Source organism: Aquabacter sp. DMC10 (genome assembly GCF_056314145.1).
Genome location: NZ_JBQUYX010000012.1, coordinates 1 through 12551, shown reverse-complemented (window position 1 = coordinate 12551; position 12551 = coordinate 1). Strand labels below are relative to the sequence as shown.

Annotated in this window: 10 protein-coding genes; 9 read left to right on the top strand and 1 reads right to left on the bottom strand. The window is 68.7% G+C overall.

All coding sequences use genetic code 11. The features are described 5' to 3' along the window. Positions 1-133 precede the first annotated feature (133 nt). The 9 genes from ACT54L_RS24565 to ACT54L_RS24525 all read left to right on the top strand — a co-directional run bounded on the left by ACT54L_RS24565 (position 134) and on the right by ACT54L_RS24525 (position 11648). The gene (locus ACT54L_RS24565; RefSeq protein ID WP_476088297.1) at positions 134-2215 is read left to right on the top strand and encodes a hydantoinase/oxoprolinase family protein; all 2082 of its coding nucleotides are present in this window, start codon (positions 134-136) and stop codon (positions 2213-2215) included. A gap of 5 nt (positions 2216-2220) precedes the next feature. After that, the gene (locus ACT54L_RS24560; protein ID WP_476088296.1) at positions 2221-4209 is read left to right on the top strand and encodes a hydantoinase B/oxoprolinase family protein; all 1989 of its coding nucleotides are present in this window, start codon (positions 2221-2223) and stop codon (positions 4207-4209) included. After that, the gene (locus ACT54L_RS24555; protein WP_476088295.1) at positions 4206-4517 is read left to right on the top strand and encodes a (2Fe-2S)-binding protein; all 312 of its coding nucleotides are present in this window, start codon (positions 4206-4208) and stop codon (positions 4515-4517) included. Before ACT54L_RS24560 ends, ACT54L_RS24555 begins: the two co-directional genes overlap by 4 nt. Next, positions 4514-5896 (top strand): FAD/NAD(P)-dependent oxidoreductase, encoded by a 1383-nt coding sequence (locus tag ACT54L_RS24550; protein WP_476088294.1) that lies wholly within the window; start codon positions 4514-4516, stop codon positions 5894-5896. Before ACT54L_RS24555 ends, ACT54L_RS24550 begins: the two co-directional genes overlap by 4 nt. 298 nt (positions 5897-6194) lie before the next feature. Beyond that, complete coding sequence (locus tag ACT54L_RS24545) at positions 6195-7673, top strand: ABC transporter substrate-binding protein (protein ID WP_476088293.1); 1479 nt, start codon at positions 6195-6197, stop codon at positions 7671-7673. Positions 7674-7742: 69 nt separating this feature from the next. After that, positions 7743-8720, top strand: a complete 978-nt coding sequence (locus ACT54L_RS24540) for an ABC transporter permease (RefSeq protein ID WP_476088292.1) — start codon at positions 7743-7745, stop codon at positions 8718-8720. Further along, positions 8717-9637, top strand: coding sequence for an ABC transporter permease (locus tag ACT54L_RS24535; RefSeq protein WP_476088291.1), 921 nt, complete (start codon positions 8717-8719; stop codon positions 9635-9637). The genes ACT54L_RS24540 and ACT54L_RS24535 overlap by 4 nt, the downstream gene beginning before the upstream one ends. Then, positions 9634-10617 carry an ABC transporter ATP-binding protein gene (locus ACT54L_RS24530; protein WP_476088290.1) on the top strand — a complete coding sequence of 328 codons (984 nt, stop codon included), beginning with the start codon at positions 9634-9636 and terminating at the stop codon, positions 10615-10617. Before ACT54L_RS24535 ends, ACT54L_RS24530 begins: the two co-directional genes overlap by 4 nt. Beyond that, positions 10614-11648: an ABC transporter ATP-binding protein gene (locus ACT54L_RS24525; RefSeq protein ID WP_476088289.1), complete on the top strand. Its 1035-nt coding sequence runs from the start codon at positions 10614-10616 to the stop codon at positions 11646-11648. The genes ACT54L_RS24530 and ACT54L_RS24525 overlap by 4 nt, the downstream gene beginning before the upstream one ends. Before the next feature lie 33 nt (positions 11649-11681). On the opposite strand, the gene ACT54L_RS24520 is transcribed toward ACT54L_RS24525, so the two are convergent. Further along, a partial coding sequence (locus ACT54L_RS24520) for a LysR family transcriptional regulator (RefSeq protein WP_476088288.1) occupies positions 11682-12551 on the bottom strand: 870 nt, incomplete at its 5' end.

The window sequence follows — 12551 nt, the reverse complement described above, 5'->3', positions numbered from 1 at the left end:
GCCATAAGTTGGATCTATGGGCGGGCGGTGGCCCCGACGCATAAGCCGGGCTTATATGCTTCCCCCGCTTGTCTCTTGGATCTTTGCTGAAGGGCTGTGCCAGCCTCTGGGCCAGAAGGCGGAGAGACAGCACATGAGCGGCAAGACCGGGCCGGGTACGGGTGAATGCAGCGCGGCCGATTGGAAGATCGGCGTCGACATCGGCGGCACCTTCATCGATTTCTGCGCGCTCGAAACCCGCTCGGGCCGCATGGCCTCCCTCAAGGTCCTGACCACCCCCGGAGACCCCGGCGCGGAACTGCTGACCGGCCTGTCGCTGCTGAAGGAGCGCGAGGGCCTGGAGCCCGAGACCGTGTCGCGCTTCGTGCACGGCACCACGGTGGGCATGAACACCATCATCCAGCGCAAGGGCGCGCCTTTGGCTCTGTTCACCAATGCCGGCTTCGAGGACGTGATCGAACTGGCCCGGCTGCGCATGCCGGAGACCTATTCGCTGTTCTGCGCGCGGCCCGATCAGCTGATTGCCCGGGACATGGTGTTCGGCATTCCCGCCCGCATGCGGGCGGACGGCAGCGAGGCGAAGAAACCCGATCCCGCGGCGGTCGCCGCAGCGGTCGAGGCGGCGACCGCCAAGGGGGCGGCCGGCATCGTCGTCTCCTTCCTCCATGCCTGGCGCAACGAGGCGCATGAAGCCGAGGTCAAGGCGCAGATCGTGCGCCTCGCGCCCGACCTGTTCGTCTTCACCTCCGCCGAGGTGTGGCCGGTCATCCGCGAATATGAGCGCACCATGACCGCCGTCCTCAACGGCTATGTCCATCCCCGCATTGCCGGCTACCTGTCGGCGCTGGAGGCCCGCCTCGCCTCGCGCGGGGTGCCGGCCCGGCCCATGCTGACCAAGTCCAATGGCGGGGTCATGGACGCTGCGGAAGGCAAGCGCGCGTGCGTCAGCATGCTGCTGTCCGGCGCCGCCTCCGGCGTGATCGGCGCCGCCTGGCTGGCGCGGCAGGCCGGCGAACGGCGCATCCTGACCCTGGACATCGGCGGCACGTCCGCCGACTTCGCCCTGATCGTGGACGGCGAGGCGCAGTTCGGCACCGGCGAGATGATCGGGGAGTTCCCGCTCTACATCCCCTCCGTCTCGGTCAGCTCCATCGGCATCGGTGGTGGCTCCATCGCCAGCGTGGACGCGCAGGGCGTGCTGCGGGTGGGACCGGAATCGGCCGGCTCGACGCCCGGCCCCGCCTGCTATGGCCGTGGCGGCGACCGGGCGACGGTCACCGACGCCATGGTGGTGTGCGGCTGGCTGGGCCACAGCCAGATGGCCTATGGCCAGCTTCGCATGGACGCATCGCTGGCGCGGGCGGCGGTAGGCGAACTGGCGGAACGCCTTGGCCGTTCGGTCGAAGCGACGGCGCAGGCCATCCTCGACATCGCCATTTCCGAGATGTTCGTGGAGGTCGAGAAGATGGCGTCCCGCGCCGGCGTCGACCTTCAGGACTATGCGCTGATGCCGTTCGGCGGCGGCGGGCCCATGCTGGGCGCGTTCCTGGCCCGCGAGCTGCGCATGAAGCGCGTGCTGGTGCCCCGGCGGCCGGGCGTGGTCTCGGCGCTCGGCGGGCTGGTGGCGGATCTGCGCGGCGATTTCATCCGCACCCTCTTTGCGGAATTCACCGGGGACCTGATGCCGGAGCTGCGCCGCGCCTTCGCGGACATGGCGGCGGAAGGCCAGGAGTGGCTGAAGGCCCAAGGCCATGCCGGCCCGGTGGACCTGCGCCTGTTCGCCGACATGCGCTATGCCGGGCAGAGCTATGAGATCGAGACGCCGCTTCAGCCGGCCTGGATCGCCAACAGCGATTTTGCGGCCATGGCCCGGGCCTTCCACGACACCCATGCGCGCCTTTATGACTTCGATGATCCCCACGGGCGCATGGAGATCGTCAACCTCCGCCTGTCCGCCATCGGCGCGGGACCAGCCCTTGCCCTTCCGGCGGAAGACGAGGTGGACGCGGCCGTCGCGCCGGAGCGCCAGACCCCGGTCTATCTCGGCTCGGCCCTGGCTCCGGTCGGGCTCTATCGGCGCGAGGACCTGCGCCCGGGTGGCCATTTTGAGGGACCCGCCGTGGTGGCCCAGGAGGACACCACCTTCGCGATCCCGGCCGGCGCGCAGGCGCGCATCGACCGCCATTTCAACCTGCACCTGACCTTCGCGGAGTGAGAAGCATGTTCGATCGAATGAACCTGCGGGTGCTGGCCAACCATGCCCGCGCCGCCGCGGAGAACATGGCCCACACGCTCCAGCGCACCGCCCATTCCGCCTTCGTCAAGGAGACGGAGGACTTCACGGTCATGCTGATGAACCGGAAGGGCGAGACCTTCGGCGTTCCCATGGATCTCGGCGCCACCTGGTATCCCGGCCTGACCTATGGCCGGGCCATCGACATGATCGAGGACTACCGGCCCGGCGACGTGGGCTTCACCAACGATCCCTATGCCTGCTACGTGGCCACCCACGCCCCCGACACGCACCTGTGGAAGCCGGTCTTCTACGAAGGCGAGATCATTGCCTGGACCGGAGGGCACATCCACAACACCGACATGGGCGGCGCGGTGCCGGCCTCGCTCTCGCGCGCCTTGACCGAGATCCACCAGGAAGGCATCCGCTTCTCGCCCATGAAGCTGGTGCGGGAAGGCGTGTTCGACGCCCAGATCCTGAACATCATGACCACCAATGTGCGCAAGCCCGACCTGAACATCGGCGACATCAAGGCGCTGGTCGGGGCCCTGAACACGGGTGAGCGCAAGGTCATCGCCATGGCCGAGAAGTTCGGCAAGCAGGCGTTCCTGGCCGGTGTCGAGGCGCTGCTGGACCACGGCGAGGCACAGGCCCGCGAGATGCTGCGCGCCATGCCCGACGGCACCTGGGAATTCGCGGATTATGCGGACGAGGATTCGGTCGAGGCCAATCCCTGCCGGCTGAAGCTGACGCTCACCATCCGGGGCGACGAGGCGGTGCTGGATTTCACCGGCTCCGACCCGCAGCTTGCCTCCTCGCTCAACGTGCCCTCGGGCGGGGACCCGCGCCACACCATCCTTCTGGTCGGCGTCTATTATGTCCTCTACACCCTGAACCCGAAGATCCTTCTGAACACGGGGCTGACGCGGCCCTTCACCTGCATCACGCCGCAAGGCACCGTGCTCAATCCGGTGTTCCCGGCGGCGGTGGGCATGCGCTCGCTCACCTGCGCGCGGCTGCGCTCCGTCATCTTCGGCGCCTTCTCGCAGGTGGTGCCCGACCGCCTGCCCGCCGCGCCGGCGGGCAACAACTGCATCGTCAACGTCATGACCACGGACGAGCGCACCCACCGCACGGTGATCGCGGCGGTCAATCCGGTGGTGGGCGGCGGCGGCGGCATGCCCCATCGGGACGGCACCAACGGCTCGGGGGCCGACGCCGCCTATCTTAAGAACACGCCCATCGAGATCACCGAGACCGAGACGCCGGTGGAGTTCATCAAATACGGCCTCGCCCGGGACAGCGGCGGCGCCGGACGCTGGCGGGGCGGACTGGCCACCGAGATGGCCTTCCGCGTCTTCGCGCCCGACAGCCGCATCACCGCACGCAACCGAGATCGCAGCTTCTTCCGCCCCTGGGGTGTGCTTGGGGGACGAGCGGCCGGCCTGTCCGACATGGTGGTGAACCCCAAGACGCCGGGAGAGCGCCGCCTCGGCAATATCGACACCGCCGTGCTGCAGCCCGGCGACGTGCTGGAGATCCGCTCGGCGGGCGGCGGCGGGCGGGGAAACCCGCTTGACCGCGAGCCCTGGCGGGTGGCGCAGGATGTGGCGCGCGGCTATGTCTCGCTGGAAGCGGCGGAACGGGACTATGGCGTCATCCTCCGCGACGGGCAGGTGGACGAAGCCGCCACCCGGGCGCTGCGCGCCGCCCGCCCCGCCCCGACCGGCCATTTCCACTTCGGCCCCGAGCGCGACGGCTATGAGGCCCAGTGGACGCCGGAGGCCTACGACCTTTTGACCGACATCCTCGCCGGCCTGCCCATTCACTGGCGCTTCTTCGCCAAGACCGAGATTTTCCGCCGCATGGAAGGCCGGGCCGGGCGGCGCGGCGTGGAAGAGGCGCTGGCGCTGGTGCGTGCCCGCTTTCCGGAAATGCCCGGCACCGGTCTAGAAGCACGGGAGGCTGCGGAATGAGCGCCGCTGCCGCCTCCGGCCGGCTGGTCCGGCTCGCCGACACCGAGCGCGCGCCCGTGCGCTTCACGCTGGACGGGATCGCCCGGACGGGGCTGTCCGGCGACACGGTGCTGAGCGCCATTCTCGCCGTTGCCCCGGCGCTGCGCCGCGCGGAATTCGGGCCGGAGGGCCGGGCGGGCTTCTGCCTCATGGGCGCCTGCCAGGACTGCTGGGTGTGGCAGGCGGAGGGGCCTCGGTTGCGGGCCTGCTCCACGCCCCTGTCCGACGGGATGCACCTCCTTACCGAGGCTCCGGGAGACTGGCTGTGACGCACGCCCAAACGCCCAGGATCGCCGTGGTCGGCGCCGGCCCGGCCGGCATCCGCGCCGCTCAGACGCTGGCGGCCGCCGGCCTCGTCCCGGTGGTGATCGATGAGGGCGCGCGGGCCGGTGGACAGATCTATCGCCGCCCGCCCGAGACCTTCGTGCGCCCGCCGGAAAGCCTTTATGGCTCGGAAGCCGCAAAGGCCGTCGCGCTTCACGCCACGTTCGATGCCATGGTGCGCGACGGGCAGGTGGTCCATCTGCCGCGCAGCTCGGTGCTCGCCATCGGCGACGGGCGGTTGCAGGTGCTCGGAGAGGACGGCTGCCATTGGGTGGCCTATGACCGGCTCATCCTCGCCACCGGCGCCACCGACCGGGTCGCCCCGGTGCCGGGCTGGGAGAGCGCGGGCGTCTACACACTGGGCGCCATGCAGATCGCCCTGAAGGCGCAGGCGGCGGCGCTGGGACGGCGGATCGTGCTGGCCGGTTCGGGGCCGCTGCTCACCTTGCTGGCCACCCAATTGCTGAAGATGGGTGCCGGCGTCGCCGCCGTGCTCGACACCGCCTCCCTGACCCAGCAGGCGGCGGGACTGCCCGGCTTGATGGCCCGCCCCGCCTTCGCCGCGCGGGGTGTCGCCATGCGAGCGCGCCTCGGCCGGCTTTACCGGGCAGGGGCCACCCTGGAGCGGATCGAAACCGATGCAACCGGCCCGGTCGCCGTGCACTGGCGTAACGGGCGCGGTCGCGCGCAGCGGACCCCCTGCGATGCGGTGGGCCTCGGCTGGCACTTGCGGGCCGAGACGCAGCTCGCGGACCTGGCGGGCTGCCCCTTCACCTATGACGCGGCCTGGCAGCAATGGTTGCCGCGCACGGATGACCTGGGACGCGCCGGAAACGGCGTCTATCTCGCCGGCGACGGGCTGCGCCTGCTGGGGGCCGATGGGGCGGAGGTGTCCGGCCGGCTGGCGGCGGCGGCGTGCCTCGCGGACCTCGGCCGTCCCAGCCCCGACACCACGGCGGACCTGCGCCGGCGTGCCACCCTCGGCCGCTTCGCCGCCGGTATCGCACGGGCCTTTCCCTGGCCGGCCGACATGGTGCGCCGCCTGCCCGGCGAGACGGTGGTCTGCCGCTGTGAATCCATCACGGCGGCCCAGTTGCGCGAGGTCGTCACCTATGGCGGGGCGGAGGCAAACCGGGCCAAGTCCCTTGGCCGGGTGGGCATGGGGCGCTGCCAGGGGCGCTATTGCCAGCTTGCCGGCGCCGAGATCGTGGCCGCCGCGGGCGGCTTGGAGGCGGTGGCCGCGGCGGGCCGCCTGCGCAGCCAGGCCCCGGTGCGGCCGGCGCCCATCGGCGCCTTCCTGGGCGAGGAGGCCATTGCCAAATGAGGCGGCGTCACGCCCCAGCGGGGCTTCACCCGCCGGGACCTGGGTGGCGCGCACCGCCAGGCGCACGGGCACGCAATGAAATCGAAGGATCCTGAATCCTGACAGCGCTGCGTGCCAAAGTCAGTTCGGATAGAACATCGGCAAAGTGTCGTGCCGATGAAAAATAATCCAAGACACACGGAGAGGGATGACGATGAAAATCAATGCCATTGCAGGCGTTATCGCGCTTGTGTCCGTTGTCTGTGGCCCGTTGCATGCACAGACCCTGACCATCGGGGTTCGCGGTGGGCCGGAATCCATGGACCCCCATTATTCATCGCTCGGCACCCAGGCCGAGGCGGTGAACCACATCTTCGACACGCTGGTGGCGGCCGATGAAAACCTCCAGATCAAGCCGGGCCTTGCCGTCTCTTGGAAGCCCATCGCCGACGATGTGTGGGAGTTCAAGCTGCGGCAGGGCGTGAAATTCCACGACGGGTCGGATTTCGACGCGCAGGACGTGAAATTCTCCCTGGAGCGGGTTCCGGTGGTGACCGGGCCGAGTTCCATGACCATCTTCGTGCGCCGCGTGAAGGATGTGCAGATCATCGATCCCTACACCGTTCACATCCGCACCGATGGCCCGGCCCCCGTGCTGCCCTATGACTTCGTGCGGCTCTATATCGTCAGCTCGCGGGCGGCCAAGGATTATTCGACCCGGGAAACGGCAGCGCAGGGCTTCAACAGCGGCAAGGCGGCCATCGGCACCGGGCCCTTCAAGTTCGTCAGCTGGGAGCCCAAGGGCGACCTGGTGCTCGAACGGTTCGATGGCTATTGGGGCGGCCCCGCCGCCTGGAAGAAGGTGGTGCGCAAGGAAATCCAGAACGATTCCTCGCGGCTCGCCGCCCTCAAGGCCGGCCAGGTGGACCTGATCAACGACGTGTCGTCCATCGACTATCTCAAGCTGGGCAAGGACAGCGCGGTCAAGACGTTCGTCGGCGAGAGCGCCTATGTCATGAACCTCCAGCTCGACCAGCGGCCGGACGTGATGCCCGGCATCCGCGCCAAGGACGGCTCACGCCTGGCCAAGAACCCGCTGACCGACATCCGGGTGCGCGAAGCCATCGATGCCGCCATCGATCGCAAGACCATGGTGGAGATCGTGCTCGAAGGCCTCGGCAAGCCCGCCAAGGAAGTGCTGCCGCCCGGTTTCTTCGGCTATAGCAAGGCGGTCCCCGATCCCGTCTATGATCCGGCCAAAGCCCGCAAGCTGCTCGCCGAAGCCGGCTATCCCAACGGCTTCCAGATGGATCTCTACTGCACCTCGGACCGCCTGCCCGGCGATGCCGCCATCTGCCAGGGGCTGGGCCAGATGCTCAGCGCGGTCGGCATCAAGACCAATGTGAACGCCGTGTCCAAGACCGTCTACTTCCCCGCCCAGGCCCGCGGAGAATACAGCGTCGCGATGAATGGCTGGGGCACGCTGACGGGCGAAGCCTCCAACATGCTCGGCTCGCTCTACCACACCAAGGACGATGCCAAGGGGCTCGGCGCCTACAACCGCATCAGCTATTCCGATCCCAAGCTCGATGCGCTCATCGAGCAGGGCATCATGGAAATGGACGAGGGCAAGCGCCGGGCGATCTTCGAGGAAGCGGTGACCAAGGCGACCGCCTCCAAGGTGCTGATCCCCATCGTTCAGCTGGAATCGGTGTGGGCGGCCAAGGCCGGTCTCCTGAACTTCAAGCCCCGCACCGACCAGAACACCCTGGCGCAGTCCATCACCCCGGCGCGCTGAACCCGCCGCCAGGCAGCCGGGACGGCCGGGCCCGCGCCCGCCGGCCCGCCGTCAAGGAGACCTTACCGGATGCTCGGCTTCGTCATCCAACGCCTGATGCAGGCCCTCGCCGTAATGGCCGTCATGTCGGTGATCGTCTTCATCGGCATCCACGCCGTGGGCAATCCCGTGGACATCGTCCTTCCGCCCGAGGCCTCCCAGGCGATCCGGGCGGAGACGATCCAGCGCCTCGGCCTCGACCGACCGCTGTGGGAGCAGTACGGCATCTTCGTCTGGAACCTGCTGCACGGCGATTTCGGGCGATCCTTCGTCTACAACATCCCGGTCCTCGACCTGATCGGCAGCCGCCTGCCCGCCACCACGGAACTGGTGGTGATCGCCATCACTTTCGCCACCGTGGTCGGGGTGTCGCTGGGGGTCTATGCCGGCGTCAAGCCCGCCAGCTTCGGGGCGCGGGCGGTGATGGGCGTGTCCATTCTGGGCTTTTCCGTCCCCTCATTCTGGGTGGGGCTGATCCTCATCCTGATCTTCGCGGTCTGGCTCGGCTGGCTGCCGCCCGGGGGGCGAGGTGAGACGGTCACCGTGTTCGGCGTGCCGTGGAGCTTCCTGACCCTGGACGGGCTGGATCACCTCGTCCTGCCGGCGCTCAACCTCGCCTTGTTCAAGATGGCCATGATGATCCGCCTCGCCCGCGCCGGCACCCGGGAGACCATGCTGTCGGACACGGTCAAGTTCGCGCGCGCCGCCGGCATCTCGGAGGCGACCATCCTGCGCCGGCACGTGCTGAAGCTGATCTCCATCCCCATCATCACGGTGTTCGGGCTGGAGCTTGGCTCAACCCTCGCCTTCGCGGTGGTGACTGAGACGATCTTCTCCTGGCCGGGGGTGGGCAAGCTGATCATCGATTCCATCGCCGTGCTCGATCGGCCGGTGATCGTCGCCTATCTCGTGCTCACCGCGCTCCTGTTCGTGACCATCAATCTGACCGTGGATCTCGTCTTTGCGGCGATCGATCCCAGAATCCGCAGCGGGAGGCAGCTGGCGTGACCGACCTTCTCGAAGCCACTGCGCCGCCCCGGCCGGCGCGGCCACCCAAGTCGCCGTTCGTGATGTTCTGGCTGGAGTTCCAGCGCAACCGCATCGCCACGGCGGCACTGGCCATCGCCCTCCTGCTGGCGCTGCTCGCCCTGTTCGCCGGGCTCGTCGCACCGCAGGACCCCTATGACATGACCCAGCTTTCGCTGGCGGACGCTCGCCGCCCGCCGGGCTTCGTCGGCAGCGGCGGCTATACCCATATCCTCGGCACGGACCCGCAGGGCCGCGACCTGCTCTCCGCGATCCTGTTCGGCCTGCGCATCTCCATCGAGATCGGGCTGGCGGCGGGGCTGCTGGCCCTGACCATCGGCGCGGTGATCGGCACGCTGGCCGCCTTCGTGGGCGGCTGGACCGAGACGCTCATCATGCGGGCGGTGGACCTCCAGCTGTCCTTTCCCGCCATGCTCTTGGCGCTGGTGCTCTCGGCGCTCCTCGGGCAGGGCAAGCTCCAGCTGATCGCGGCGCTGGTGGCCGCCCAATATGCCTATTTCGCCCGCACCGCCTATGGGGCGGCCACCGCCGAGCGGCGCAAGGACTATATCGAGGCCTCGCTCGCCACGCCGCTTTCGGCGCGGCGGGTCATGTTCCGGCACCTGCTCCCCAATTGCGCGCCGCCGCTGATCGTGGTGGCGACCGTGCAGGTGGCCTCCTCCATCTCGCTGGAAGCGACCTTGTCCTTTCTGGGCCTCGGCCTGCCGGTGACGGAGCCCTCCCTCGGCATGCTCATCGCCAACGGCTTTCCCTACATGATGAGCGGCCGCTACTGGATTTCCCTTTATCCCGGCCTCGTCCTGATCCTGCTCATCATGACCATCAATATCGTCGGCGATCAGATCCGCGATCAGTTGAACCCGAGGCTGCGGCGATGAACCCGGTGCTGGAAGTCCGCGACCTGCAAACCAGCTTCGCCACGCACGCCGGCACGGTGAAGGCGGTGGACGGCGTCTCCTTCTCCCTCGCGGCGGGGGAGATCATCGGCCTTGTGGGCGAATCCGGCTCGGGCAAGAGCGTCACCGGCTTCTCGCTTCTCGGCCTCATCGAGGCACCCGGGCGGATCGTCGGCGGATCGGTGCGCCTGAAGGGGGAAGAGCTGGTCGGGATGCCGGCCCGCGCGCTGCGCCAGCGCCGCGGCCGCGACATGGCGATGATTTTTCAGGATCCGATCGCCACCCTCAATCCGCTGCTGACCATCGGCACGCAGATGGAAATGGCGCTCGCGGCCCATGAGAAGCTCTCCGGGCGCGCCGGGCGCGCGCGCTGTGCGGAGGCCTTGGCGCAGGTGGGCATCCCCTCCCCCCGCGACCGTCTGTCCGCCTATCCCCATCAGTTCTCCGGCGGCATGCGCCAGCGCGTGGCGATTGCCATCGCCTTGTTGCACCGGCCAGCGGTCATCATCGCGGACGAGCCGACCACCGCGCTGGACGTGTCGATCCAGGCCCAGATCGTCTCCCAGATGAAGCAGTTGGCGCGGGAGTTCGGCGTCGGCCTCATCTGGATCAGCCATGACCTTGCCGTGGTGTCGGCCATCGCCTCGCGCATCCTGGTGATGTATGCGGGACGGCTGGTGGAACAGGGGCCGACCGCCTCGGTGCTCCACGATCCCCGCCATCCCTATACGCGGGGCCTGCTGGACTCCCTGCCCTCCTCTACGCGCCCGGGAAGCCGGCTGCGCCAGATCCCCGGCGGCATGCCCTCGCTGCTCGACCTGCCGCCGGGCTGTGCCTTCCTGGCCCGCTGCGACCACGCCAGCCCCGCCTGCCAAGCTCCCGTTCCCATGGAACACACCGGTGACCGCGCCTGGCGCTGCCGCCATCCCCTCGGACCTCTCGCCGAGCGCAGGGCCTCATGACCAGCCATCACGCGCATTATCTCAAGACCGAGGCCGTCTCGAAGATCTTCGGCATGCGCCCGACCCCCGCCGACCGGCTGGCCCGTCTTCTCGGCCGCTCCCCCACGGCGCGGACGCTGCATGCGGTCTGCGACGTGAACCTCACCCTCGCCAAGGGGGAGACGCTCGGCCTGGTCGGTGAATCCGGCTGCGGCAAGAGCACGCTGGGCCGCATCATCTCGGGCATCTATGCGCCCACCAGCGGCACCGTCCTGCTGGACGGGCTGCCGGTCATGGCCAACGGGCGGAAGGTGACCACCGACGTCCAGACCGTGTTCCAGGATCCGTTCGCATCCCTTGATCCGCGCATGCCCGTCGGCGATGCGGTGGGCGAGGGGCCGATCGCCCACGGACTGATCTCCCGCGCCGGCGCGCGCAAATATGTGGCCGACTGGTTCGCCCGGGTGGGCCTTAATCCAGACCTGGCAGGGCGCTATCCGCACCAATTCTCCGGCGGCCAGCGCCAGCGCATCGCCATTGCCCGGGCGCTGGCCATGCAGCCCAAGCTCCTCATCTGCGACGAGCCGGTGGCTTCCCTCGACGTGTCCATCCAGGCGCAGGTCATCAATCTCTTTCTCGACCTGCGCCGTGAACTGAACCTGACCTGCATCTTCATCAGCCACGATCTGTCCGTGGTGCAGCATGTCAGCGACCAGGTGGCGGTGATGTATCTGGGCCGCATCGTCGAGCAGGGCGAGACCGAAGCGGTGTTTCGCCGTCCCGCCCATCCCTACACGGCCGCCTTGCTGGACAGCGTGCCCCGCATCGTGGGCGAGGGCCAGGGGCCGGTGGAACTGCGCCCCATCGAAGGCGAGATCCCCTCGCCCCTCAACCCGCCACCCGGCTGCCATTTCGCGCCCCGCTGCGTCCGCGCGGTGCCGGGCTGCACCGCGGAGGCCCCGCCGCTGCGGCCCGTGGATGGGGGCCGCAGCGCCGCCTGCCATTTGGCAGCCGCCCAGCTTGGCGCGCCCGAGCGGCAGGCGGTGGCGTGAGGCCGAAGGCCGCTTCAGGCAGGACGCCGGGCTTCATCCGGCCAGGCCGGTGGACAGGTCGAGGTCCTGGCAGGCCGTGCGCAGATAGTCCCGCATCAGCTCATGGCTGGGGGACAAGGGCCGGTCCTTGCTGGTGAGAATGGCGATGGGAACCAGCGTCTGCGGGGCGAAGCGTCGCTTCACCACGCCCGGAAACTGCTCCCAGGGCAGCAGGCCATCGACGATGGCAATCCCCAGCCCGTCGCGCACGAAGGGCAAGGCGGTGATGGACAGGTCGATCTCGATCGCCGGCGCATAGGCGGCATCCTCCGCTTCGGCGGCCCCCGCGAGCAGCCGCGCGGGCAAGGTGTCGGCGCGATAGGAGATGAGCGTCTCGTCGCGAATGTCGGAAAAGCCAATCACATCCTTCTGCGCCAGCCGATGCCCCTCCGGCAGGACGCAGACCAGCTCGGCATGGCCGACCGTCTCCACGTTCAGGTCGTGATACGGCAGGTTGTTCATGACCATGCCGAGGGACACCGTGCCATTGCGCAGCATCTCGACGATGTTCAGCATGGGCGCGATCAGGGAACGCACGACAATGTCGGGATGTGCTTCGCGGAAGTGAATGAGCGCTCTTGAGACAATGGACATGGAGGGGGGTGCGGACGCTGCGAGCTGCACGAGGCCTGTGCGTCCGTGTTTCATGTCTGCGGTGCGTCGGCGCATGGCGCCGAGCTGGGAGAAGATGTGCTCCGCCTGGGGATAGAGCTCCTCGGCCTGCTGGGTCGGGACCAATCGTCCCCGCACGCGGTCGAACAGCTTGAAACCGAGTTGGTCCTCGGCGTGGAGGAGGATCTGGCTGAGGGCGGGCTGTGAGATGTTGAGCATGGCGGCCGCCCGGGTGACGGTGCCGCAGCGCAT

Bases quoted from the DNA above. Each gene is read 5' to 3' on its own strand.
- ACT54L_RS24530 (WP_476088290.1), top strand. From the start codon at position 9,634: ATGAACCCGGTGCTGGAAGTCCGCGACCTGCAAACCAGCTTCGCCACG.
- ACT54L_RS24555 (WP_476088295.1), top strand. From the start codon at position 4,206: ATGAGCGCCGCTGCCGCCTCCGGCCGGCTGGTCCGGCTCGCCGACACC.
- ACT54L_RS24545 (WP_476088293.1), top strand. From the start codon at position 6,195: ATGGACCCCCATTATTCATCGCTCGGCACCCAGGCCGAGGCGGTGAAC.
- ACT54L_RS24565 (WP_476088297.1), top strand. From the start codon at position 134: ATGAGCGGCAAGACCGGGCCGGGTACGGGTGAATGCAGCGCGGCCGAT.
- ACT54L_RS24560 (WP_476088296.1), top strand. From the start codon at position 2,221: ATGTTCGATCGAATGAACCTGCGGGTGCTGGCCAACCATGCCCGCGCC.
- ACT54L_RS24540 (WP_476088292.1), top strand. From the start codon at position 7,743: ATGCTCGGCTTCGTCATCCAACGCCTGATGCAGGCCCTCGCCGTAATG.
- ACT54L_RS24525 (WP_476088289.1), top strand. From the start codon at position 10,614: ATGACCAGCCATCACGCGCATTATCTCAAGACCGAGGCCGTCTCGAAG.